This window comes from Martinezella sp. CNPSo 3957 (assembly GCF_057784395.1).
In genome coordinates this window covers 1-22517 of the sequence record NZ_JBXSOU010000003.1, presented here as the reverse complement: position 1 = coordinate 22517, position 22517 = coordinate 1, and the positions used below count along the sequence as shown (strand labels likewise).

Annotated in this window: 20 protein-coding genes and 3 tRNA genes; 12 read left to right on the top strand and 11 right to left on the bottom strand. The window is 59.6% G+C overall.

Annotated features, from left to right (window positions below; all coding sequences use genetic code 11):
* Positions 1-20 precede the first annotated feature (20 nt).
* From AC13QE_RS08580 to AC13QE_RS08570, 3 genes are all read left to right on the top strand, one after another.
* Positions 21-488: a GNAT family N-acetyltransferase gene (locus AC13QE_RS08580; RefSeq protein WP_488483356.1), complete on the top strand. Its 468-nt coding sequence runs from the start codon at positions 21-23 to the stop codon at positions 486-488.
* 106 nt (positions 489-594) lie between these two features.
* On the top strand, positions 595-993 hold the full coding sequence (locus AC13QE_RS08575) for an NADH:ubiquinone oxidoreductase subunit NDUFA12 (protein ID WP_488483355.1): 399 nt from the start codon (positions 595-597) through the stop codon (positions 991-993).
* A gap of 102 nt (positions 994-1095) precedes the next feature.
* On the top strand, positions 1096-1542 hold the full coding sequence (locus AC13QE_RS08570; protein ID WP_132716393.1) for a DUF2155 domain-containing protein: 447 nt from the start codon (positions 1096-1098) through the stop codon (positions 1540-1542).
* 72 nt (positions 1543-1614) lie between these two features.
* Here AC13QE_RS08570 and AC13QE_RS08565 read toward each other — a convergent pair whose 3' ends face one another.
* The 7 genes from AC13QE_RS08565 to AC13QE_RS08535 form a co-directional block, all read right to left on the bottom strand.
* Complete coding sequence (locus AC13QE_RS08565) at positions 1615-2244, bottom strand: DUF1062 domain-containing protein (RefSeq protein WP_488483354.1); 630 nt, start codon at positions 2242-2244, stop codon at positions 1615-1617.
* A gap of 337 nt (positions 2245-2581) precedes the next feature.
* On the bottom strand, positions 2582-3541 hold the full coding sequence (locus AC13QE_RS08560; protein ID WP_488483353.1) for a DUF2167 domain-containing protein: 960 nt from the start codon (positions 3539-3541) through the stop codon (positions 2582-2584).
* 49 nt (positions 3542-3590) lie between these two features.
* The gene (gene aat / locus AC13QE_RS08555; protein WP_488483352.1) at positions 3591-4235 is read right to left on the bottom strand and encodes a leucyl/phenylalanyl-tRNA--protein transferase; all 645 of its coding nucleotides are present in this window, start codon (positions 4233-4235) and stop codon (positions 3591-3593) included.
* A gap of 3 nt (positions 4236-4238) precedes the next feature.
* Entirely contained in the window at positions 4239-5591 is a 1353-nt protein-coding gene (gene accC / locus AC13QE_RS08550; RefSeq protein WP_015339569.1) for an acetyl-CoA carboxylase biotin carboxylase subunit, read from the bottom strand.
* 9 nt (positions 5592-5600) lie between these two features.
* Positions 5601-6074: an acetyl-CoA carboxylase biotin carboxyl carrier protein gene (accB, locus tag AC13QE_RS08545; RefSeq protein WP_488483351.1), complete on the bottom strand. Its 474-nt coding sequence runs from the start codon at positions 6072-6074 to the stop codon at positions 5601-5603.
* Between the two features lie 24 nt (positions 6075-6098).
* A complete protein-coding gene (gene aroQ / locus AC13QE_RS08540; protein ID WP_132716398.1) occupies positions 6099-6536 on the bottom strand; it encodes a type II 3-dehydroquinate dehydratase in 438 nt (145 codons plus the stop codon).
* Between the two features lie 122 nt (positions 6537-6658).
* Complete coding sequence (locus tag AC13QE_RS08535) at positions 6659-7426, bottom strand: DsbA family protein (protein WP_488483350.1); 768 nt, start codon at positions 7424-7426, stop codon at positions 6659-6661.
* A 212-nt stretch (positions 7427-7638) separates the two neighbouring features.
* Here AC13QE_RS08535 and AC13QE_RS08530 point away from each other — a divergent pair, with 212 nt between their 5' ends.
* Positions 7639-8796 carry a pyridoxal phosphate-dependent aminotransferase gene (locus AC13QE_RS08530; protein ID WP_488483724.1) on the top strand — a complete coding sequence of 386 codons (1158 nt, stop codon included), beginning with the start codon at positions 7639-7641 and terminating at the stop codon, positions 8794-8796.
* A 184-nt stretch (positions 8797-8980) separates the two neighbouring features.
* Here AC13QE_RS08530 and AC13QE_RS08525 read toward each other — a convergent pair whose 3' ends face one another.
* A complete protein-coding gene (locus AC13QE_RS08525) occupies positions 8981-11872 on the bottom strand; it encodes an Rne/Rng family ribonuclease (protein WP_488483349.1) in 2892 nt (963 codons plus the stop codon).
* Positions 11873-12514: 642 nt separating this feature from the next.
* Between AC13QE_RS08525 and AC13QE_RS08520 the strand changes: the two genes are divergently transcribed.
* From AC13QE_RS08520 to prfB, 3 genes are all read left to right on the top strand, one after another.
* On the top strand, positions 12515-13765 hold the full coding sequence (locus AC13QE_RS08520) for an N-acetylmuramoyl-L-alanine amidase (RefSeq protein WP_488483723.1): 1251 nt from the start codon (positions 12515-12517) through the stop codon (positions 13763-13765).
* A 258-nt stretch (positions 13766-14023) separates the two neighbouring features.
* The gene (locus AC13QE_RS08515) at positions 14024-16486 is read left to right on the top strand and encodes a penicillin-binding protein 1A (RefSeq protein WP_132716402.1); all 2463 of its coding nucleotides are present in this window, start codon (positions 14024-14026) and stop codon (positions 16484-16486) included.
* Between the two features lie 126 nt (positions 16487-16612).
* Positions 16613-17744, top strand: a protein-coding gene (prfB, locus tag AC13QE_RS08510; protein WP_132716403.1) for a peptide chain release factor 2 whose coding sequence is annotated in 2 segments (ribosomal slippage) — positions 16613-16681 and positions 16683-17744 — 1131 coding nt in all. Because the reading frame shifts where the segments join, the coding sequence is not laid out codon by codon here.
* Positions 17745-17851: 107 nt separating this feature from the next.
* On the opposite strand, the gene AC13QE_RS08505 is transcribed toward prfB, so the two are convergent.
* On the bottom strand, positions 17852-18625 hold the full coding sequence (locus tag AC13QE_RS08505) for an NAD kinase (protein WP_132716404.1): 774 nt from the start codon (positions 18623-18625) through the stop codon (positions 17852-17854).
* Positions 18626-18783: 158 nt separating this feature from the next.
* Between AC13QE_RS08505 and AC13QE_RS08500 the strand changes: the two genes are divergently transcribed.
* Together AC13QE_RS08500 and AC13QE_RS08495 are read left to right on the top strand one after the other, a co-directional pair.
* Positions 18784-18859 (top strand) — tRNA-Thr (locus AC13QE_RS08500).
* Positions 18860-18992: 133 nt separating this feature from the next.
* Entirely contained in the window at positions 18993-19262 is a 270-nt protein-coding gene (locus AC13QE_RS08495; protein WP_015339580.1) for a hypothetical protein, read from the top strand.
* Positions 19263-19401: 139 nt separating this feature from the next.
* Here AC13QE_RS08495 and AC13QE_RS08490 read toward each other — a convergent pair whose 3' ends face one another.
* Together AC13QE_RS08490 and rlmB are read right to left on the bottom strand one after the other, a co-directional pair.
* Positions 19402-20091 (bottom strand): AprI/Inh family metalloprotease inhibitor, encoded by a 690-nt coding sequence (locus AC13QE_RS08490; RefSeq protein ID WP_488483348.1) that lies wholly within the window; start codon positions 20089-20091, stop codon positions 19402-19404.
* 40 nt (positions 20092-20131) lie between these two features.
* A complete protein-coding gene (gene rlmB / locus AC13QE_RS08485; RefSeq protein ID WP_132716406.1) occupies positions 20132-21040 on the bottom strand; it encodes a 23S rRNA (guanosine(2251)-2'-O)-methyltransferase RlmB in 909 nt (302 codons plus the stop codon).
* Between the two features lie 199 nt (positions 21041-21239).
* Here rlmB and AC13QE_RS08480 point away from each other — a divergent pair.
* From AC13QE_RS08480 to AC13QE_RS08470, 3 genes are all read left to right on the top strand, one after another.
* Positions 21240-21324, top strand: a tRNA-Tyr gene (locus AC13QE_RS08480).
* Between the two features lie 25 nt (positions 21325-21349).
* Positions 21350-21423 (top strand) — tRNA-Gly (locus AC13QE_RS08475).
* Between the two features lie 209 nt (positions 21424-21632).
* Entirely contained in the window at positions 21633-22061 is a 429-nt protein-coding gene (locus AC13QE_RS08470) for a DUF3597 domain-containing protein (RefSeq protein WP_132716407.1), read from the top strand.
* Positions 22062-22517: the final 456 nt, after the last annotated feature.

The following is a 22517-nucleotide window of genomic DNA, read 5'->3' as shown; positions in this document are numbered from 1 at the left end:
AAGAATAGACGAGACCGCTCATGGAAGCCGCCCGCCTGCTAATCCGCGAAGCGAAAGAAGCCGACCTTCGTGCTCTGATCGGTCTATTTGCCGCCGACGCCGTGGGTGGCCATGGCGATACGACCGACGCCTCCGCCTATGACGATTATCTCCGAGCGTTTCGCACCATCGCGGCGTCGCCTGAGCAGACGCTCTATGTCGCCGAACGCGCCGGCGAAGTTGTCGGGACGTTCCAGACGATGATCACGACGACGCTGACCGGGCGAGGTAGTTCCGCCATGATCATCGAAGCGGTCCAGACGCGCGCCGATATGCGTGGGCAGGGGATTGGCGCCGTCATGATCAATTTCTGCATCGACGAGGCAAAAAGCCGCGGGATGCGGATGATTCAGTTGACATCGAATAATGCCCGCAAGGACGCGCATCGCTTTTACGAGAGATTGGGTTTCAAGCCGACGCATCTAGGCTTCAAGATGCTATTGAAATGAAGCCTTTTGCCTGCTGGAATCACTGGACAAGCAGGATCAGGGGCGGCATAAGCAAACTATCGAATTCTGGTATCGCTCGCCGCCTAGCGGGTATCGAGGAAAAGACATGTGGAATTTCATCGTACAGACATTTACTTGGTGGAACGGTCAGACCATGGGCACGCGCTTCGCGACCTGGCGTTTTGGCAAGCGTGTCGGCGAGGATGAATTCGGTAACGTCTATTACGAGGGCGGCACGTCCTCCTACGGCCTTCCGAAGCGCTGGGTGATCTACAAGCGCTATGCCGAAGCTTCTGCCATTCCTCCGGGCTGGCACGGCTGGATGCATCATCGCACCGACGTTCCGCCGACCAAGGAAAACTATGTCACCAAGGAATGGCAGAAGGAACATCGCGCCAATCCAACCGGCTCGCCGCAGGCTTACCGCCCGCCGGGCTCCCTCGCCGTTGCCGGCGAGCGTCCACGCGTGACTGGCGATTACGACGCCTGGACCCCGGGCAACTAAGCGAGAAGCCGGCTCGTCCTTTGGCCACAATTGGGCTTTAGGCGCGACATATGCCGGCTTTTGCTCGGCGCCTTGACCGAGACCAAGCGGAGAGTGGCGGATATGATGGTTTTCACGCGGAGCGCTTCTTTGCGTGCAATGGCCGTGGCCGGCGTTGCTCTCGTCGCCGGCATTTTGGCAGCTTCCACCGCCGAGGCCGCCCGCATCGCAAATCCGGTCGCCGTTTTCTCCGGCCTCGACAAAATCACCGGACGCATCACCACGTTCGATGTCTATGTCAACGAAACCGTGCAGTTCGGCGCGCTGCAGGTGACGCCGCGCGCCTGCTATTCGCGAGACGATACCGAGCAGCAGAAGGTAGACGGTTTCGTCGAAGTCGACGAGATCACCCTCGATCGCCGTATCCGCCGTATCTTCACGGGCTGGATGTTTGCCGATAGCCCCGGCCTCAACGCCGTCGAGCACCCGATCTATGACGTTTGGCTGAAAGAGTGCAAGCAAAAGTCGGACGTGCCGGCGCCGGATACCGCCGGCACCCGCGCGAAGTAATCGACCTGAAGACGTAGATTGCGGGATAGGACAGCCCGCAGAAGCCTTGCTCCTGCGGGCATGGTTTTAGCTTTACTCGGTAGGGGCGGCGGCTTCACCTATCGCCTGACGATCGGCAATCTCCGACAAGTCGAGAATGATCCTCACGCCGTCTTTGACCTTATGACGAAACAAGTCGTTGCGGTCCGGATGGGTTCTCAACTTGCCTCCGTCACGGAGGGCCTGAAGCCGCGAGCGCGAGATCGACAACTCCGATGCAAGCAGCCGATCAAGACGCAGGTTCACCGGGAACTTGGCTGATATCTCGATATCAAGCAAAGTCCAGTCGCTTGCCGCACGTATCGTCTCCTTCCGGATGATAATGTCGGGCGGCTCGTCGATACGTTTTGCTTTCCGCTTCAATCCATCAAGCTCGAACTCTTGCGCTCGCACCCACTCCGGATCGCTGCCTTGTAGCGCCTCTAGCGTGGACGGGCCAAGGTCTTGAACGGTCCGGCGCTCGAAGAGCGTTCGGTTCCATGTCTTGTCGCAATCGATGCACTTATAGACGAGCCAGGCGTCGAGCCGCTTGCCATTGGCATTGAGCCTTACCTTGCCGCTTGATCTGAACGGTTTCTGGCATCCGCAGCCGCTGCAGGCGATCCATGGCTGAGGCGATGTTTTAGGCGTAAGGGTCCAACGGACCTGAAAAATATTGCACATGCCGTCTTGGTCTTCCGTATGGAAGTCCACCAAGCTGGCGGTGAGACAAGCCCGTCGGGGCACGGTATGGCGATATTGCGGGACGGCTGAAGAGCTGAGACAGCGGCGGCTGTATTAGGCGCGTTTTGACAATGCCAAACCGGTCTCAGGCCATCACCCGATGGACGTGAACATGCATCGGATGGCATCTTGCCGCCCTGAGGCACGGGGTGATTTGGATGAGACCGGTATTTACGACGGCAAAGTGGAACCTCTACGCACCAAAGCTCTTCTCGAGCAGGGATAGCAGACTACAATTAGAATTTGAAGATGCAAAGAACTTCAGGCCTGGATTGCTTCACGCGTCGGTATTCCCTCTCCGGCGGAACAGACCCAGGATCTTGCGGCCGGCCGCGACGACACCCGCCAGCACGACGATGAGGCCCTTCTTCAATGCCAGAAGGGCGACGCCAAAACTCTTGAAGAAGCCGAGAACGACTGCAAGCAGGCCGAGCTTTGCCGCAACCTTCACGCCCGCGCCGGCAGCGATCATGCCCGCCATGCTATAGGCGGCGATCTTGTCGCCATTGGCAAAGTCGGCATAACGCTTGCCGCTGTCATATTGCACGGTGTTGATGACATTGGGGATGGCGGCATTGATTTCCTGCAGCTGATCCAGTCCGGCGACGAAATCGAGCTCGGTGACGCCCTCTCGCCCCAGCACACGTACGGAATAGTTAAGCGTGTGGCCGGCACTGGGATCCTTGCCGAAAATCAGATCGCGCGCCCAGTGCAGGGCTTGGGTCGCCTTATCGTAATGTGGCGGTTCTGCCCAGCCGACCAACGTGATCGGATCGAAGCCCTGCCGTTCGCGTTCAGGATTCGCTTCCTTGATCGCGTCCTGGATCTTTTTCAGCAGGTCGTCGTAATCGGTCGACGCGGCATCCTCGTCGGAGACATAGCCACTGCCGTCATAGTCGATGACGGAACCCCAGGAATGCGGGTCGGTGGGCGGGTATTTCGCCGGGAAGATCATGCCGAGCGGATTGCCGACCGAACTTTCCGGATTGCCCCAGAGCTCGACCAGCACCTTCTTTGAATCCTGCGGATTGAGATAATAGAACTGGTCAGAGACATTCAGCGTGGCATTAGCGGTGGGGATCTTGATCGCGCCCTGCTGGAAATCCAGCGTTTTCAGCACGGTGCTTTCATCGCCTGCAGGCGGCTCAGCTCCGAACATATCTTGGAATGATTTGGCGTTGGCCTGCGTTGTGATCGTCAACGCGGCGAGAAAAACAATTGCAATATGATTCTTCACTATTCTACCCTCGGCTGTTGTGCCGAACTTAGGGCAGTCCGTTTCGGAATCAATTAATTTCGGGCAGATTTCCACCGTCGGAGAAGGTGAGATTGGGCGATTCCATCGCCTCCTCCAGCATCTTCGCATAGGCATCCTTCGGCACGTCGATGGCGCCGAATGTCTTCAAATGCTCGGTGGTGAATTGCGTGTCGAGCAGGGTGAAGCCGCGTTCGCGCAGGCGCTCCACCAGATAGACAAGACAGATCTTGGAAGCATCCGTGCGGCGCGAAAACATGCTTTCGCCAAAGAAGGCGGACCCCAGTGAGACGCCATAGAGCCCGCCGACCAGCCGATCGCCTTCCCAGGCTTCGACGGAATGGGCATGGCCGATGTGGTGCAGAGTGGCGTAGAGCGAGCGGATCGTCTCGTTGATCCAGGTGCTGGGGCGATCGCTCGTCTGTTCGCCGCAGGCCGCGATGACCGCCTCAAAATCGCTATCGAAACGGATGTCGAAGGGGTGTTGACGGATTTTCTTGGCGAGGCTCTTGGAGACGTGAAACGTATCGAGAGGGATGATGCCCCGCAGCTCCGGCTCGACCCAGAAGATTTCCGGGTCATCAGCCGATTCGGCCATCGGGAAAAGCCCGATGGAATAGGCGCGCAACAGGATCTCCGGGGTAATGCCGGGATGTCTGCCGCGCGCTCCGGGCATTGGTTAAGCCGATGTGTTTGCCAGGTAGTTTTCCAGCCAGTGGATATCGTAATCGCCGTTGGCGATATCCTGGTTGGAAACCAGATCCTGGAAGAGCGGCAGGGTGGTCTTGATGCCATCCACCACGAATTCGTCCAGCGCGCGGCGCAGGCGCATCATGCATTCGACGCGGGTGCGCCCGTGCACGATCAGCTTGCCGATCAGGCTGTCGTAGTAGGGGGGGATCCTGTAGCCCTGATAGGCGCCGGAATCGATACGAACACCGAGGCCACCGGGCGCATGGAAATGCGTGATCGTGCCGGGCGAGGGGACGAAGGTACGCGCGTCCTCGGCATTGATGCGGCATTCGATGGCATGGCCTTGGAAATGCACCTCGTCCTGCGTTACCGAAAGACCACCGCCGGAAGCGACGCGGATCTGCTCGTGCACGAGGTCGATGCCTGTGATCGCTTCCGTGACCGGATGTTCCACCTGCAGGCGTGTGTTCATTTCGATGAAATAGAACTCGCCGTTCTCATAAAGGAACTCGATGGTGCCGGCGCCGCGATATTTCAGCTTCTTCATCGCGTCGGCGCAGATCTGGCCGATCTTCATGCGCTGTTCGACGTTGAGCGCCGGGGAGTTGGCTTCTTCCCAGACCTTCTGGTGGCGGCGCTGCAGCGAGCAATCGCGTTCGCCGAGATGGATGGCGTTGCCTTCACCGTCACCGAAAACCTGGATTTCGATGTGGCGCGGCTTGCCGAGGTACTTCTCCATGTAGACGGATTCGTTGCCGAAAGCGGCTGCGGCCTCCGTGCGGGCCGTCGACCAGGCCTCGATCAGGTCCTCTTCCGTGCGGGCAACCTTCATGCCGCGGCCGCCGCCGCCGGCGGTTGCTTTGATGAGAACCGGATAGCCGATTTCGCGCGCCGTCTTCAGCGCATCCGCCTCGGTCTTCACTTCGCCGTCGGAGCCGGGGACAACCGGAATGCCGAGCTGCTGCGCCGTGGTCTTGGCAGTGATCTTGTCGCCCATGATGCGGATATGCTCCGCCGTCGGACCGATGAAGGTGATGCCGTGTGCATCGAGAATATCGGCGAACTTGGCATTTTCCGAAAGGAAGCCATAGCCGGGATGCACGGCGTCCGCGCCGGTGATTTCACAGGCGGCAACAATCTGGTGGATGTTGAGATAGCTGTCGCGCGACGGCGGCGGGCCGATGCAAACGCTTTCATCCGCCAGGCGCACATGCATCGCGTCGCCGTCAGCGGTCGAATGCACCGCAACGGTCGCAATGCCAAGCTCCTTGCAGGCGCGCAGCACGCGCAGAGCGATCTCTCCGCGATTGGCTATGAGAATCTTCGAAATAATGGGCATGGGCCGACCTTACTCGATGACGACCAGGGCTTCGCCGTACTCGACCGGACGACCGTCCTGAACGAGAATTTCAGTCACCGTTCCGGACTTCGGCGCGGGAATCTGGTTCATCGTCTTCATGGCTTCGATGATGAGCAGCGTCTGCCCTTCCTTGACGGCCGCGCCGACCTGGATGAAGGCAGCAGAGCCCGGTGCCGGCGCCAGGTAGGCAGTGCCGACCATGGGTGCGCTGACGACATTGTCGGGATTGCGGGCGTTGGTTGCCGGAGCAGCGGCGGCCGGTGCTGCTGCAGCGGCGGCGGGAGCCGCATAGGCGACCGGGGCGGCAATCGGCGCCTGAACATATTGCGTCGCGCCGGCGCGCGATACGCGGATGCGCAAATCTTCCTGTTCGACTTCGATCTCGGTCAGATCCGTGTCGTTGAGAATATTGGCGAGATCGCGAATCAGCGCCTGGTCGATACCCGATTTCTTTTCAGCCATTGGATTTCTTGCCCTGTATTTTTGTTATTGGGTGATGGATTTCAGCGCTTGAAGCGCCAGGATGTAGCTATGAGGTCCGAAACCGCAGATCATGCCTTTTGCAGCGGGCGCGATCATCGATTTGTGCCGGAATTCTTCGCGTGCGTGGATATTGGAGATATGCACCTCCACGACGGGAATGGAGATGGCGCGGATCGCATCGTGTAAAGCGATCGACGTGTGACCGTAGGCACCGGGATTGATCGCGACACCGGCGGCCTTGTCGCCGGCTTCATGGATCCAGTCCACCAGCACGCCTTCGTGATTGCTCTGCCGGAAATCAACAACGAAGCCCAGGCTTTCACCGACGGACTTGCAGTCGGCTTCGATATCCTTGAGCGTCTTGCCGCCATAGATGCCCGGCTCGCGCTTGCCGAGAGCATTTAAATTGGGTCCGTTAAGGACGAAAATAGTTTGCGCCATCAGTGGTTCCGTCAAAGTGCAGCGCAACCTATAGACTCCCGAGGCCCTATAGGAAAGCCCCGGTGCGAAGGTTGCGTGCCTCTAGATGTGGAAACGCCGCGATTTTGGCATTTTTGCGCCGCTCAGCAGCTCGTCTTGCCGCAACTGCGAACGTTGGCGATCTTCTCCTTGATGGCATCAAGGCCAACTGCCCCGGAAATCATCTCGTTGCCGATGACGTAGGCGGGTGTGCCGTTAACGCCGAGATCGGTAGCAAGCTGGTAGGTGGCCTTGATCATGGCGGTATTCGGCGCTTTTGCCATTTCGGCGCGGATGGCCGCCTCACTGACGCCAAGCGAGGTGGCGACATCGATGGCCGTGTCCTCGGAGGCGCGGCCGTCGCTGCCCAGCAGCTTATGATGGAACTCGGCATATTTTTCCGGTGCGAGCAGGCGGAACGCGCTGGAAACCCGGGAAGCTGCTACCGAATCCTGGCCAAGGATCGGGAACTCCTTCAGCACGAAGCGAACATTCTTGTCCTGCTGCAGGAGCTTGTCCATGTCGCCAAGCGCATGCCGGCAATAGGTGCAGTTATAGTCGAAGAACTCGACAACGGTGATATCGCCCTTCGGATTGCCGATGGCGACATCATCCTTGGAATTGAAGATCGCGTCCTTGTTCTGCGTGATCACCTGCGACGACTGTGCGGTCCGGGCTTCGTCCTGCTTCTTTTCGAGCGCGGCCTGCGCATCCAGCAGCACCTCCGGATGCTCGACGAGATACTCCTTGATGAAATCCCCGATTTCCTTCTTCTGCTGGTCGTCCAGCGCCGCGGCCGGCTGGATTGTGGCGAAGGACGCTGTCAGGGCAATCGCCGAAACCGTCAGCAGGCTTTTGAGAGAAAAGGTCATTGGGTCCTCGTTTGGATCTGATCGGAGACGTCATTCTTAGATGCGCCATAGCATCGTCGGGTTAACATCCGCAAATAGGCATCGACAATTTACGGTGCGTCCTTATTTCCAGAAACAGGAATTTTCACGACAAAGCCGCAATCGCAGGATTGTGAACGAGCCGATCTTGCGGCAAATGTCGCTTGTCTATCCGATCCGAGAGAGAATTGACCTTGTTTTCCCTATCCAAGCGCAGCGATGTCGAACCCTTCCACGCCATGGACGTACTGGCGGAAGCGACGCGGAGACGCCAAGCCGGACACGCGGTCATTTCCATGGCTGTCGGACAGCCGTCTCATCCCGCACCCCAGGCGGCGTTGGAGGCTGCGCGTGCGGCTCTCGGCCATGGCCGCATCGGCTATACGGATGCGCTCGGCACTCTAGCCCTGCGGCAGGCACTCTCCACCCATTACCAGGCACACCACGGCCTCAGCATTGATCCGAAGCGTATTGCGATCACGACCGGATCGTCGGCTGGCTTCAACCTTGCCTTTCTGACCTTGTTCGATGCCGGTGACAGCGTCGCCATCGCCCGGCCCGGCTATCCGGCCTATCGCAATATCCTTGCCGCACTCGGCCTCGACGTCGTCGAAGTGCCGGTCACCGAGGAAACCCAGTTTACGCTCACGCCCGAGAGCCTCGAGGCAGCACAGGTAGCTAGCGGCAAGCGCCTGAAGGGCGTGCTGCTGGCAAGCCCGGCTAATCCCACAGGCACGGTGACGGGCAGGGCGGCTTTGAAGGCGCTGGCGGATTATTGCGCCGATCGCTCCATCGCTTTCATCTCCGATGAAATCTACCACGGGCTGACCTTCGTCGGCGAGGAGACGAGCGCGCTGGAACTGACGGACGAGGCGATCGTCATCAATTCCTTCTCGAAATATTATTGCATGACCGGCTGGCGCATCGGCTGGATGGTTTTGCCGGAGCGGCTGGTCCGCCCCGTCGAACGTGTGGCCCAGAGCCTTTATATCTCCGCACCGGAATTGTCGCAGATCGCCGCCGAGGCAGCGCTCGGCGCAGGTGCCGAATTGGATGTCTATCGCGAGAGCTATGGCCGCAACCGCGATTTCCTCATGCGCCGGCTGCCGGAAATCGGCTTTCGCATTGCCTCGCCCATGGATGGCGCTTTCTACGCCTATGTCGATGTCAGCCGCTTCACGAACGACAGCATGGTCTTCGCGCAAAAGATGCTGGCGGAAATCAATGTCGCCGCCACGCCCGGCCTCGATTTCGATCCCGTGGAAGGACATCGCGCGATGCGTTTCTCCTATGCCGGTTCGAATGCCGAGATCGAGGAAGCCACCGAACGCATGGCGGCCTGGCTGAAATAGAATCCGCAATCAATGGCTTGTGCGAGCTTGCGAAAGTGCTTTCGCAAGTCGAAGGGCTGTACGCTTTGGCCTCGATCTGTTCAGTGCTTGGGCATGACTGACGAACAAATCGCGCGACGGAAACGAAAAATCCGGCCGCGTCGCCACGACCGGATTTTTGTCAAATTATTCTCAGTCGGTTTTCTTAAAAGAAGCCGCGGCGCTGCCACCAGCCGGCCTTCTTCGGCTTCGCCGACTCTCCGTCGCTCTCACCACCTTCATTGGTGCGAGTGGATTTTACCACTGGAGCAGAGGAGGAAACGTTCGATTCGCGATTGGCACGGGCCGGCTTGGCTGCATCCCCAGTCGCTTCGGGCGTGGCCGTTTCCGCCGAATTGTCCAAAGCTTCGGTGGTCTCAGCGACTGCTTCGATTTCGACATCCGCTGCCGGCGCTTCGTCGACCACAGGCGTTTCGACGGGCGATGCCTCGACGGCCTTTGCCTTGCGACGACCGCGGCCCTTGGCGGGCTTGACGTCTTCAGTGACGGCTGCTGCGGTTTCGACTGCTGCCATAGCGGGTTGCGCCTCGACGGCAGCTTCGCCTTCGGCAACCGCGATCTCGGCCACCGTTACGGTTGCTTCGTCGCCGTCTTCGGCATCATTCTCATCAGCTTCGCCGGAACCGGTTTCCTCGCCTGCAGCGGTCTGTTCGTTGCCTTCGTTTTCACGATTACGCCGGCCACCACGCTTGCCGCGACGGCGGCGCTTGCGCTTCTGCTGCGCGTCATCGTCGCCGCCAGCGGATGCGGCATTATCTGTGCCGGCATCATCCTCGTCATCGTCGCCTTCGTCTCCATCATCGGCGGTATCGGCCGTGGAGCCATCTTCGGAAGCAGGAGCGGCTTGGTTATCATTGCCGCGGCCACGACGCCGCCGACGACGCTTGCGCTTGCGGTTGCCATCATTGCTTTCAGAGCGAGCGGCAGGCTGCTGCTCGGCGCTTGCAGCCTTTTCTTCCAACTCTTCGTCTTCATCCTCATCGGCTTCGATGACGATATCGTCGTCATCATCGTCCGGGATGGCTGCGAAGTTGAACAGGCTTTCGATCTTCACCGGATTGGCGACCGGCTCGCCACGGTCGATCGCGAAGTGCTGCGTGCCAACGGCGTTGTCGGCATCGATGAGGATCGCGACGCCGAAGCGGCTTTCGTAATCGATGATCGTCTGGCGCTTGTGGTTGAGCAGATAGAGCGCAATGTCCGGCGTCGTGCGCACGGTGATGTCGTGCGTCGTGTTCTTGAGCAGATATTCCTCGATGCCGCGCAGGACATGCAGGGCAACGGAAGACTGCGAGCGGACGTGACCCGTGCCGCCGCAATGCGAGCAGATCTGCGTCGTGCTTTCGAGAACCGAAGCGCGGATGCGCTGGCGCGACATTTCCAGAAGGCCGAAATGCGAGATGCGGCCGACCTGGATGCGGGCGCGGTCGTTCTTCAGGCATTCCTTCAACTTCTTCTCGACGGCGCGATTGTTGCGCTTTTCTTCCATGTCGATGAAGTCGATGACGATCAGGCCGGCAAGGTCGCGCAGGCGAAGCTGGCGAGCCACTTCGTCGGCTGCTTCGAGGTTCGTCTGGAGCGCGGTGTCCTCGATCGAATGTTCGCGGGTCGAGCGGCCGGAGTTGACGTCGATCGAAACCAGCGCTTCCGTCTGGTTCATGATCAGGTAGCCGCCGGACTTCAGCGTGACCTGTGGCTGCAGCATGCGGTCGAGCTGCGCTTCGATGCCGGAGCGCGAGAAGATCGGATGGATGTCGCGATACGGCTGAACCACCTTGGCGTGGCTCGGCATCAGCATCTTCATGAAGTCTTTCGCTTCACGATAGCCTTCCTCGCCGGAGACGATGATCTCGCTGATATCCTTGTTGTAGAGGTCGCGGATCGAGCGCTTGATCAGGCTGCCTTCTTCGTAGACGAGGCAAGGAGCGGTCGATGCCAGCGTCAGCGTGCGGACGTTTTCCCACAGGCGCATCAGATATTCGAAATCGCGCTTGACCTCGACCTTGGTGCGGTTGGCACCGGCGGTACGCAGGATGACGCCCATGCCCTGCGGCACTTCGAGCATCTTGGCGATTTCCTTCAGGCGCTTGCGATCCTGCGGATTGGTGATCTTGCGGGAGATGCCGCCGCCGCGCGCCGTGTTCGGCATGAGAACCGAATAGCGGCCTGCGAGCGAAAGATAGGTGGTGAGTGCCGCACCCTTGTTGCCGCGCTCTTCCTTCGCCACCTGCACCAGTAGAATCTGGCGGCGCTTGATGACTTCCTGGATACGGTATTGCTTGCGCGGCTTGCGCTGGGCGCGATCGGGAACTTCTTCCATCGCGTCTTCGGCGCCGACGGATTCGATCACTTCCTCTTCATGGTCATGATCGTCATCATCGTCGTCGTCATCGCGGCGACGCTTGGAGGTCGCGACGTCTTCCGAGATCGAATCGCTTTCAACCATCGCCGCCATTTCGCCCGACGGTCCTTCTTCGTCCTCGCTCGGCGCATCGACTGCGTCCGTCGCTTCAGGGGCGGCGGCTTCTTCAACTGCGGCCTTCTTGCGGCTGCGGCGCGGCTTTGCCTTCTTGGCAGGTGCGGCCTTTTCGGTGGCTTCGACAGCCTCCGAGGCAGAAGCCTCTTCCGCGATTGCGGCCGGCACTGCGGCTTCTTCGGCCTGCGCCGGGACAATGCCGATATCGGGTTGTTCCTGCTGCGAAAGATCGAGCGCTGTTTCGACATGCTCGACGTCGTCGTCGCGGCGATGCTCTTCGGCCTCAGCCTTCAAAAGCGCCTGCCGGTCGGCCAGCGGGATCTGGTAGTAATCGGGATGGATTTCCGCAAAGGCCAGGAAGCCGTGCCGGTTGCCGCCGTAATCAACGAAAGCGGCTTGAAGCGAGGGCTCGACCCTCGTTACCTTTGCAAGATAGATGTTGCCGCGAATTTGCTTCTTGTGCTGGGACTCGAAGTCAAATTCCTCTATGCGGTTCCCGCGAACGACAACGACGCGCGTCTCTTCCTCGTGAGACGCATCGATAAGCATTTTGTCTGCCATGAAAGCTGTGCTCCTCGGCGCAGACAGTCGGATGGGGGCCTGCCTGTCACTGGGACAAGCCGGATGTGATCCGCAATTGTTGCACCGGATAATGAAAGTCGCGATTGGTTCGGCGATGACAGCATCCAGACGGCAGCCGGGGCATCATATCCCTGGGGTCTGTTGACTTTCTGAAAAAGCTGCTGCGGTAACATCCGTAACCAAGCGAGATCGACTATGCCTTAGACCCACAAATGGGTCCGATGAAGGTGCTCTCTAAAGAGCGTTTGGTGGCTCTCCACCGATGAATTTCCCGTTTGAAGCCGGAAATTCAGATATCCACTGTTTCGAGCAGAAGTACTGCAGACGGCGGATGAATGCCGCTTATTGGCGCCTGGTACTCGAGGCGGCTGCCTTTGCGACGACTCTATCCCGTCAACACTTCTACCCTAATATGCGTTGTATGTTTTATCTGTCACAATAGCAAGGGAAAAGCCAAGTATGCCATAATATTGATGGATTCGTCGGATGATGAGGACGAGGGAGGATGTCTTGTCGATTCGTCTCCCGGCGCATCACCGATGCAGCCATCAGGTCAAACCTGGTTCCCGTTATTGGCACTTCAAAAACAACGCCGAAACCAATATGGGGCGCATTGGGCACTTGGTAAAGGGATTGCGGCATGTGGCGGAGAGTGGCGTGAGGGCTTTGCGATTTGCGGCAGCGGCCTTTGCTCTGGTAATTCTCGTTTCGGTTTCTGCATTTGCGCCCGCAGTGGCGGCGGATGCTTCTGTCCTTGCCTATGGCGCCCGCATTGCCGGCGACGATGCCCGCACGCGTATCGTCATCGATATGGACCGGGCTCCCACTTTCACGGTTCACTACCTTGACAATCCCGTCCGTGTCGTCGTCGATCTCCCATCAACCGCATTCGGCTTCCCCGCCGGCAGTCTGAAGCCGACCGGCCTCTTCAAGGATATTCGCTACGGCACGATGGATGCGGACAGCGCCCGTATCGTGCTGACGGCAAAGAAACCGGTTAAGCTGGTCGCGGCCAAGGTTCAGGCCGATGAGAGCGGCAAGGGGCAGCGCCTCGTGCTGGATGCCGAGATGCTGCCTGCCGAACAATTTGCCGAGCTTGTAAATAAGCAGAGCTGGACGAGCGACGATACCGCCAAGGACGTCGGTCCGGTCGAGCCGGCGCAGAAAGCCGATCCGAATGTCTTCCTCGTTGCCGTCGATGCCGGTCATGGCGGTATCGACGCGGGCGCGACCGGCACGGACGGCGTCACGCAGGAAAAGGATATTACGCTCGCATTTGCGAAGATGTTTGCCGACAAGCTGAATGCACAGCCCGGCATCAAGGCCTTCCTCACGCGCGACAAAGATCAATATCTCTCGCTGTCCGAACGCGTGACCATCGCCCGGCAGAATCGCGCTTCGCTCTTCATCTCGCTGCATGCCGATACGCTGAAGCAGAAGGATATCCGCGGCGCGACCGTCTACACTATCTCGGACAAGGCGTCGGACCGTCTTGCCGGCGAGGTAGCCGATCGTGAAAACAATTCCGATCAGATTGCCGGTGCCGAAACACAGGCGCAGCCCGCCGCCGTCAATGATATTCTGATGGATCTGACACGCCGCGAGACGCAAGCCTTTTCCATTTCGCTGGCGCAGGACGTGCTGTCTTCGTTCAACGGGCAGATCGCCATGATCAACAATCCGCATCGCCATGCGGGTTTCCAGGTCCTGACTGCGCCCGACGTGCCCTCGATCCTGCTCGAGCTCGGTTTTCTCTCCAACAAGGAGGATGAAAAGCTGCTGCTCGATGGCAATTGGCGCGAGAAGGTCGCCGATCGTCTGACGGAGGCGGTGAAGCGGTATCGCGTGGCCATCATCGCCAATGGCGGCTGATGGCTTCGGATTGGACGATCCGTCGTGGCTTCCATGTAACAGCGATGTACTTTAGGACTGGATGAAATTGGAATGCTGGCGTCGGGCCCTATTTTGCTCACATTCCCGCCGTTACAGCGAAGTATCATTTGCTCGCGTATGAAGCACGGCTTTGTCCCATTGCCGTCTTGCATTCACGCCGCGAGCGTGCAAAACGCCCGTGATTATGCGATGATCTCGCGCACGTGCCGCATGAAGAACAAGCACCGGTAGTATCAGATGATCAGACTGATTGGATATTTCTTTGGCCTAGGCTGCCTCCTGTTTCTGGGTGTGGCGGCTGCGGCTGCCATCTATCTGAGCGTGGTCTCGAAGGAACTGCCCGATTACGAGGTGCTTGCCAAATACGCGCCGCCCGTCACGACGCGCATCCACGCCGGCAACGGCGCGCTGATGAAGGAATATTCGCGCGAGAACCGGCTTTTCGTGCCGATCCAGGCCATTCCCGATCGCGTCAAGGCGGCCTTCCTTTCGGCGGAAGACAAGAATTTCTACAACCATCCCGGCGTCGATGTCGGTGGTCTTATCCGCGCCGTGGCCGTGAATCTGCAGAATATCGGCTCCGGCCGCCGCTTCGTCGGCGCGTCCACCATTACGCAGCAGGTCGCCAAGAACTTCCTACTGTCCGCCGACCAGACGTTCGACCGCAAGATCAAGGAAGCGATTCTCTCCTTCCGCATCGAGCAGGCCTACAGCAAGGACAAGATCCTCGAGCTTTACCTGAACGAAATCTATTTCGGCCTGAATTCCTACGGCATCGCCGGCGCTGCGCTCACCTATTTCGACAAGTCGGTCAACGAACTGACCATCGCCGAATCGGCCTATCTGGCATCGCTCCCGAAGGGTCCGTCGAACTATAATCCCTTCCGCCGTGCCGAAGCAGCGCTCACCCGCCGCAACTGGGTGATCGATCGCATGGTCGAGAACGGCTATGTCAGCCAGAGCGACGGTGAAGAGGCAAAGAAGCAGCCGCTTGGCGTCGTGCCACCGAAGAGCGGCCCGTCGCTCTTCGCGTCCGACTATTTTGCCGAGGAAGTTCGCCGCCAGTTGATCGACCAATATGGGGAGAAGACCCTCTACGAAGGTGGCCTTTCCGTTCGTACGTCGCTCGACCCGCAGATGCAGCTCGAAGCTCGCAAGGCCCTTCAGGATGGTCTGATCGATTATGACGAGCGCCGCGGCTATCGCGGCCCGCTCAAGCAGATTGCTACCTCACAGGATTGGGGCGTCGAGCTCGCGAAGGTTCCAAGCCTGAGCGACGTGCCGGAATGGCGGGTCGCCGTCGTCCTTTCCGTATCGGATCAAGGCGTTGATATCGGCCTGCAACCGCGCGTCGATGCCGCCGGCAAGGTATCGACGGAGCGGACGCGCGGCACGATCTCCCCCGCCGACATGCGCTGGGCCTATCGCTCGGCCGGCGGCAAGTCGGCCAAATCACCGAGCGGCGTTTTGAGCCCCGGTGATGTGATTTACGTGCAGAAGACCGGCAATGCCGATTCGAGCAGCTACCGTCTGCGCCAGCCGCCGAAGGTGCAGGGCGGTCTCGTTGCCATGGACCCGCATACCGGCCGCGTGCTCGCCATGGTCGGCGGCTTCTCCTACGGGCAGTCCGAATTCAACCGTGCAACGCAGGCCAAGCGGCAGCCCGGTTCATCGTTCAAGCCTTTCGTCTACGCGGCCGCCATGGATAATGGCTATACACCGGCCTCCGTCATTCTGGACGACCCGCTGCAGATCACGCTGAGCAATGGCGATGTCTGGAAGCCGACGAACTACGAAGGCGAGGGTGGTGGCGTCCATACGCTTCGTTTTGCCATCGAACACTCGCGTAACCTCATGACGGTGCGTCTCGCTTCCGATATGGGCATGCCTCTGGTTGCCGAATATGCCGAGCGCTTCGGCATTTACGACCATATGAACCCCGTGCTCGCCATGTCGCTCGGCGCTGGCGAAACGACGGTGCTGCGCATGGTTTCGGCTTATTCGGTCATGGCCAACGGTGGCAAGCAGATCAAGCCGACGCTCATCGACCGCATCCAGGACCGTTACGGCAAGACCATCTTCAAGCATGAGGAACGCGTCTGCGACAGTTGCAATGTCAGCGCCTGGCAGAATCAGGACGAGCCCGTCATCGCCGACAATCGCGAGCAGGTGCTCGATCCGATGACGGCCTATCAGGTCACGTCGATGATGCAGGGCGTCATCATCCGTGGTACGGCCGCCGGCAAGATCAAGCTTAATACTGATGTTGCCGGCAAGACCGGCACCACCAATGATGAGAAGGATGCCTGGTTCGTCGGCTACACGCCGAGCCTCGTCGCCGGCCTTTACATCGGATACGATACGCCAGCTACGCTCGGCCGCGGTGGCACCGGCGGCGCCCTTGCCGCGCCGATCTTCAACGAGTTCATGCAGGCTGCCACGAAGGATGAGGCGCCTGAGAAGTTCCAGGTTCCGGCCGGCATGACGATGGTTGCGGTCAACCGCGCGACCGGCATGGCCGCACAGCCCGGCGAGCCGAATGCAATCATGGAAGCCTTCAAGCCCGGCACCGGCCCGGCCACAAGCCTGCAGGTCATCGGCGGCGGCGATGCCGCGGCGCAGGTGGCGCCTGAGGAAATCCTCAGGACTTCGCCGCAGGCGAACCAGGCGGTTACCTCCGGATCCGGCGGTCTCTTCTGATCCGACCCTATTTGTCTGATCGACATGCCGCGGGGCTTTACACCAGCGGCATGTATATCTATGTCACCAGCACTCTTTGAATTGGATGACCGCTTGTCTTGAGCGGTGAAATGAAGAAGTGGGACTATGCGAGCCGAAATCGAGAAAGTAGTCGATGAAACCAAGCAGGCTATCACCCTGCTGAGGAGGCATCTTTGACTGGGACCAGGCGGTAAGACGACTGGACTGGTTGAATAACAAGTCAGAGGATCCGACCCTCTGGAACGACGCTTCTGAGGCGCAGAAGCTGATGCGCGAGCGCCAGCAGCTTGACGACGGCATCAGTGGCGTGCGCGCGCTGGAGCAGCAGCTTGCCGACAATGTCGAACTGATCGAGCTGGGCGAAGAAGAGGGCGACGCCGATGTCGTCCGCGAGGCTGAAGAAGCGCTCAAGGGCTTGAAGGCGGAAGCCGCGCGCCGGCAGGTGGAAGCCATGCTGTCGGGCGAGGCTGACTCGAACGACACCTACCTCGAAGTCCATTCCGGCGCCGGCGGCACCGAGAGCCAAGACTGGGCCAACATGCTTCTGCGCATGTATACCCGCTGGGCCGAACGCCAGCGCTTCAAGGTGGAGCTGCTGGAAGTCCATGACGGCGAAGAAGCCGGCATCAAGTCTGCAACGTTGCTCGTCAAGGGCCACAATGCCTATGGCTGGCTGAAGACCGAATCGGGCGTGCATCGCCTCGTGCGCATCTCGCCCTATGACAGCAACGCGCGCCGCCACACGTCATTCTCGTCGATCTGGGTCTACCCAGTCGTCGACGACTCGATCCAGATCGAGATCAATGAAAGCGACTGCCGCATCGATACCTACCGCTCGTCGGGCGCCGGCGGTCAGCACGTCAACACGACCGATTCGGCCGTGCGTATCACGCACATTCCGACCGGGATTGTCGTGCAGTGCCAGCAGGAACGCTCGCAGCACAAGAACCGCGCCAAGGCGTGGGACATGCTGCGCGCCCGCATGTACGAGGCCGAATTGATGAAGCGGGAAGAGGCTGCCAATGCCGAAGCCGCTTCCAAGACGGATATCGGCTGGGGTCACCAGATCCGTTCCTACGTCCTGCAGCCTTACCAGCTGGTGAAGGATCTGCGCACCGGCGTTGCCAGCACGGCGCCGAGCGACGTTCTGGACGGTGATCTCAATGAGTTCATGGAAGCAGCCCTAGCGCATCGCATCAGCGGTGCTGCCGATGCCGTCGTCGACGACGTCGAATAAGGTCGCGTCCGTTCACGCATAGAAAAAGCCCCGGAGACGGGGCTTTTTTTCATGGTGCATTCTGCCCGGCTGCTTCCGGTCTCTTGGGCCTGATGCAGATAGCTCGGTCAATCCGAAAACTGTTCCGCCAGGATCCTGTCCGACCATGACCTGTCCGGATCGGAGAGGATACGAGCCGTCGTATCCTCGCTCTGGCGGATCTGAATGCCGAGAACCGATTTGACTTCGGTATTGTCGGCGGCGGCATTGACGGGGCGCTTCTCCGCTTCGAGCACGGTGATGTCGACCGTCACTCTGTTGGGAAGGAGCGCGCCGCGCCAGCGGCGGGGGCGGAAGGCGCTGACAGGCGTCATGGCAAGCAGCGGCGCTTCCAGCGGCAGAATCGGGCCATGGGCGGAAAGATTGTAGGCGGTGGAGCCCGCCGGCGTCGTCACCATCAGCCCGTCGCAGATCAGTTCCGGCAGGCGGACCCGCCCGTCGATCTCCACCTTCAGCTTTGCCGTCTGATAGGATTGACGAAACAGCGAGACTTCATTGATGGCGAGCGCGACGCAGGAGCTGCCGTCCGCATTGCGTGTGGTCATCTGCAGGGGGTGAAACGCGTTTTCGACGGCTGCGTCAATGCGCTCGGCCAGGCCATCCGTGCGGTAGTCGTTCATCAGAAAGCCGATGGAGCCGCGATTCATCCCATAGACGCGCTTGCCGGTATTCATCGTCTTGTGCAGCGTCTGCAGCATGAAACCATCGCCGCCGAGAGCCACGACAATATCCGCATCTTCCTGCGATGTCTGGCCGTAAAGGTCAATAAGCTCTTCCTGCGCCGCTTGAGCCTCTGGCGCGGTGGAGGCGAGAAAACAAACGGATTGAAGATTGCGCGACATGCAATGTCCTCTGAATAGCGATTCTTCGTAATGTTATTCCCTTGTCGCGACAAGACGTTTCGCGCGAACTGGTGAATCGGTCGATCCCCAGCTTTGACTCCGATCGACCGATTTTCCCTTTACAGGATTTCAAAATCTGTTACTTGGCATGCCCATACGCCCTTGTAGCTCAGTTGGTAGAGCACCTGATTTGTAATCAGGGGGTCGCGGGTTCGAACCCTGCCGGGGGCACCATTTTTTCCTGGATATCGTCGATCGTTTTATCTCCGGTATGGAAAACCGGCGGCGGCGATATAATATGTCGTGCTGCGCGAGTTCGGAACACGCGTAGCAGTCATCAATCCTATATTCGTGTGCCTGGAACCCTATGCCCAGCAAGCCCAAGAAGCCTAAACTCGAACACTCCGAGCTTTCGGGTGAATTCACCGATGATGGCGTGACCGTCCTGGTCGATATCTTTCGCCCGGCTGGCACCAATGCCGACTGGCGGATGGAGGTCATCACGCCGGAAGAGGATCTGATCGAATGGGAAGAGCCCTTCGCGACCGACCGCGAGGCATTCGACGAGTTCCTTGCGACGATTGCACGCGATGGCATCAGGTCGTTCTTCGACGAAGCGGATCCTGCGATACACTAATCACCTGTCCGCGCATTGGCGGCGCTAGGTGCGCGGAAAGAGCAGCCTCGGGAAGCGGCCTCGGCCTCGTATGAAGGCGGTCGCCAACATCAGAAATGTGGCTATGTTTGCGATACGGCGGGCCGCGGCCGGGCTCTGCTTATTTGCGTACCAGCAGCAACGGCTCGCCTTCCTCTTCTTCGGACTTCTGGAAACTGCCGTCGGGCTTCATATCGAAGGAGAGCGAGGAGCCGTCATTGCCCAGCATGACAAGCCCGAACCCTTCCGTCGCCCAGAGTGAGAGCTTGAGGTCACCGACTTCGCTGGCGCAATCACCGCTCGGCGACATCTTGGAGGTGCCGTCCTGATCCTTGTCGGTTGTGAGCGTGATATCGCAGATGGGCTTGCCGTCCGGCGTCTGGATGCGCCACGCGCCGGCAAGGCTTTCGGTAGTCGGCACGTGATCGACATCGCCGAGCGCCGGCAGCAGCCAGGTCCGATCGCCGCCTTCGCTTTCCCACGGCGAGCCTTCCTCCTGCTGGAAGCGCATGAGCGGCTTGCCCCCACCGTCCGCGATCGCCAGCGCGCCATCATCGGTGAAATTCCAGATCTTGGCCGCGGTAAGGGCGGGGAGCGGCGTCGCGCACGCATCCGCCCCCGTAATCTCGTAGCCGCCGGACACCGTATTCGTCCCGAAGGTGAGGCGGCAGCCCTTAGCGCCGCTTTCCGGCGCAACCAGCCAGACGCCTGCTTGTGCCTGGATCATTTCGTCATCGGCGGCGCGCGCCGGCTGGACTATGGTCAAAGCAAGGGCGGCGGCAACCGCCGCGGGACCAAGAAGACGGATCAAAGCAAATTCTCCCAACGTGCTGCGGCCGCCAAGGGCGCCACTATGATTTGAGATAGGACCGCGTCGCATATAGCGCGATCGCGGCAGCATTCGAGACATTGAGCGACTTGATGGCGCCCGGCATATCGAGCCGAGCGAGCGCATTCACCGTCTCCCGTGTCTTCTGGCGCAGGCCCTTACCCTCGGAGCCGAGCACGAGGGCGATCTTGTCGCCACTGAAGGTGCCTTCCAGCGGTGCCGGACCTTCCGAATCAAGTCCGATAGTCGTGAAGCCGAGCCGGTGCAGCTCGCCGAGCGCATCGGCGAGATTGGTGATCTGTATATAAGGTATGAGTTCCAGCGCGCCCGAGGCCGATTTTGCCATTACGCCTGATTCGGTTGGGCTGTGGCGCTGTGTCGTGATGACGGCACCCGCATCGAAAGCGACCGCCGAGCGCATGATGGCGCCGACATTGTGCGGGTCCGTCACCTGATCGAGCACCAGAAGCAACGGGCTGTCCTTCAATGCCTCGAGACGGCGCACGGGCAGGGGGCGCGTTTCCAGCATCGCGCCCTGATGGATGGCTTCAGGGCCGAGAATCTTGTCGATATCCTGCGGCGAGACGATCTCGACGGGAATGCCGAGTGCATCCGCGGGGCCGATTTCCAGCCGCACCAGCGCATTCTGCGTCGTCGACAACTTGATGTTCTTGCGCTCGGGATTGGCAAGCGCGGCTCGGACCGTATGCAGGCCATAGAGAAAGACCTGGTCGGGTGCGAGCGCCGGCGGCTTCCAATCGTCCGCACCAGTCTTCTTACGTTTCTGCGGCGTCGGCGTCGGGATTTCGCCGCGCTCGCGCTTGGCATCGCGATGCGCGCGACGCAGGGTGGCGTAATGCGTGTCCTTGGCCGACTTGTCGTCGGAGGTGCTGTCTGGGCCGGCGCGGCCGGAAATTTTATCTTTGCTCATGCGGCTTTATAACCAGCGCGTCCGCAAGCGCCTAGCCTCTTTCAGTGCCGGGCTTTTCCCACAGGCTGAAATTTTTTTTGTCATTTTTGGTAATTCCTTGTGTTGACAGACGGAAGTGGTCCGGCCATATACGCGGCGCAGATCACGGCGGCGACGCCACGGTCTGACAAGCTTGGTCGCAAGATCCAGTCGGAATACTGGAGGGATGCCCGAGTGGTTAAAGGGGACGGACTGTAAATCCGTTGGCTCAGCCTACGTTGGTTCAAATCCAACTCCCTCCACCATTCCGTGCCGGATCTTGACCATCCCGCGGGTATAGCTCAATGGTAGAGCAGCAGCCTTCCAAGCTGAATACGCGGGTTCGATTCCCGCTACCCGCTCCAAGAATTTCAATTTGTTAGCATCTTTAACGTTCCGTGTTACGGCGAAGAGCGTGACGTGCCTTGGATGGCTGCTGGTCCTGATCGTTGCTGCGGTCAGCGTGCCTCACCGGTGCGTATTAGTTTCCGTCTTTGCGTATTTGACATGAAGGGTTGCTTATATTTGCGCGAGCGATACATATTGCTCAGGCAACCGAAACGGGAGAGCGCAAATGGGTATCTTCGACAAGATCAAGGGTGCAATCTGGGGAGAGGCAAAGGCTGCCGAGGCAGCTCCGGCACCATCGACCACCGCCGCAACTGACAATCCGGCGCCTGCGCCGACGCCGACTCCTTCAGCGACGACAGCGGCAACATCGCCTGCGACCAGCGCGCCGTCCGCGCCGGTGGATATCGCTTCTATCCTCGATGCAGCGGTCAAGAAAAGCGGCCAGAAGCTGGACTGGAAGCATTCCATCGTCGACCTGATGAAGGCGCTTGGCATGGATGCGAGCCTTTCCGAGCGCAAGGAACTGGCGCAGGAGCTTGGCTATACCGGCGATGCCGGCGATTCCGCCAAGATGAACATCTTCCTTCACAAGGCTCTTCTGAAGAAGCTTTCGGACAATGGCGGCAAGGTGCCGGCCGATCTGCTCGATTGACCGCTGCAAAGCTTCGGCGTCTCCGATCGGCTGCGTCGAATGATGCATCGTGACAAGCGACGATTGATTGTGGTTTGATAGTTCTGCGCCCTTTCCCGCCGGGAGAGGGCGCTTTGCGTTCGAGATCGGACGAATGCCTCCCCCTCTATTGGCACTGGAATTCTTCGCCGTGCCTTCCTATCTAAGCGCCTGAACCGGCAAATGCTTTTTTGTCTTTCCGGATCGGCCGGCGGACCTTACGCGGCGAAGGAATGTTGATGGCTTGAGATCATGCGCCATCTGCTCGCCTTTGCCGAAAATAGGGCCTGCAATTAAGTCTTGCGCAAATGCGATGAAAGCCTTAAACGGCGGCACTAAACCGGTTCGCCGGGGTCACTCATTACGTTCACAGGAAGCATTCAAATGGCAAAGAGTAAGTTTGAGCGCAATAAGCCGCACGTTAACATCGGCACGATC

Coding starts and splice junctions, on each gene's coding strand:
- AC13QE_RS08570 (WP_132716393.1), top strand. CDS start 1,096: ATGATGGTTTTCACGCGGAGCGCTTCTTTGCGTGCAATGGCCGTGGCC.
- AC13QE_RS08515 (WP_132716402.1), top strand. CDS start 14,024: ATGATCAGACTGATTGGATATTTCTTTGGCCTAGGCTGCCTCCTGTTT.
- rlmB (WP_132716406.1), bottom strand. CDS start 21,040: ATGAGCAAAGATAAAATTTCCGGCCGCGCCGGCCCAGACAGCACCTCC.
- AC13QE_RS08470 (WP_132716407.1), top strand. CDS start 21,633: ATGGGTATCTTCGACAAGATCAAGGGTGCAATCTGGGGAGAGGCAAAG.
- AC13QE_RS08565 (WP_488483354.1), bottom strand. CDS start 2,244: ATGTGCAATATTTTTCAGGTCCGTTGGACCCTTACGCCTAAAACATCG.
- AC13QE_RS08525 (WP_488483349.1), bottom strand. CDS start 11,872: ATGGCAGACAAAATGCTTATCGATGCGTCTCACGAGGAAGAGACGCGC.
- AC13QE_RS08535 (WP_488483350.1), bottom strand. CDS start 7,426: ATGACCTTTTCTCTCAAAAGCCTGCTGACGGTTTCGGCGATTGCCCTG.
- AC13QE_RS08495 (WP_015339580.1), top strand. CDS start 18,993: ATGCCCAGCAAGCCCAAGAAGCCTAAACTCGAACACTCCGAGCTTTCG.
- accB (WP_488483351.1), bottom strand. CDS start 6,074: ATGGCTGAAAAGAAATCGGGTATCGACCAGGCGCTGATTCGCGATCTC.
- aat (WP_488483352.1), bottom strand. CDS start 4,235: ATGCCCGGAGCGCGCGGCAGACATCCCGGCATTACCCCGGAGATCCTG.
- aroQ (WP_132716398.1), bottom strand. CDS start 6,536: ATGGCGCAAACTATTTTCGTCCTTAACGGACCCAATTTAAATGCTCTC.
- AC13QE_RS08575 (WP_488483355.1), top strand. CDS start 595: ATGTGGAATTTCATCGTACAGACATTTACTTGGTGGAACGGTCAGACC.
- AC13QE_RS08505 (WP_132716404.1), bottom strand. CDS start 18,625: ATGTCGCGCAATCTTCAATCCGTTTGTTTTCTCGCCTCCACCGCGCCA.
- accC (WP_015339569.1), bottom strand. CDS start 5,591: ATGCCCATTATTTCGAAGATTCTCATAGCCAATCGCGGAGAGATCGCT.
- AC13QE_RS08580 (WP_488483356.1), top strand. CDS start 21: ATGGAAGCCGCCCGCCTGCTAATCCGCGAAGCGAAAGAAGCCGACCTT.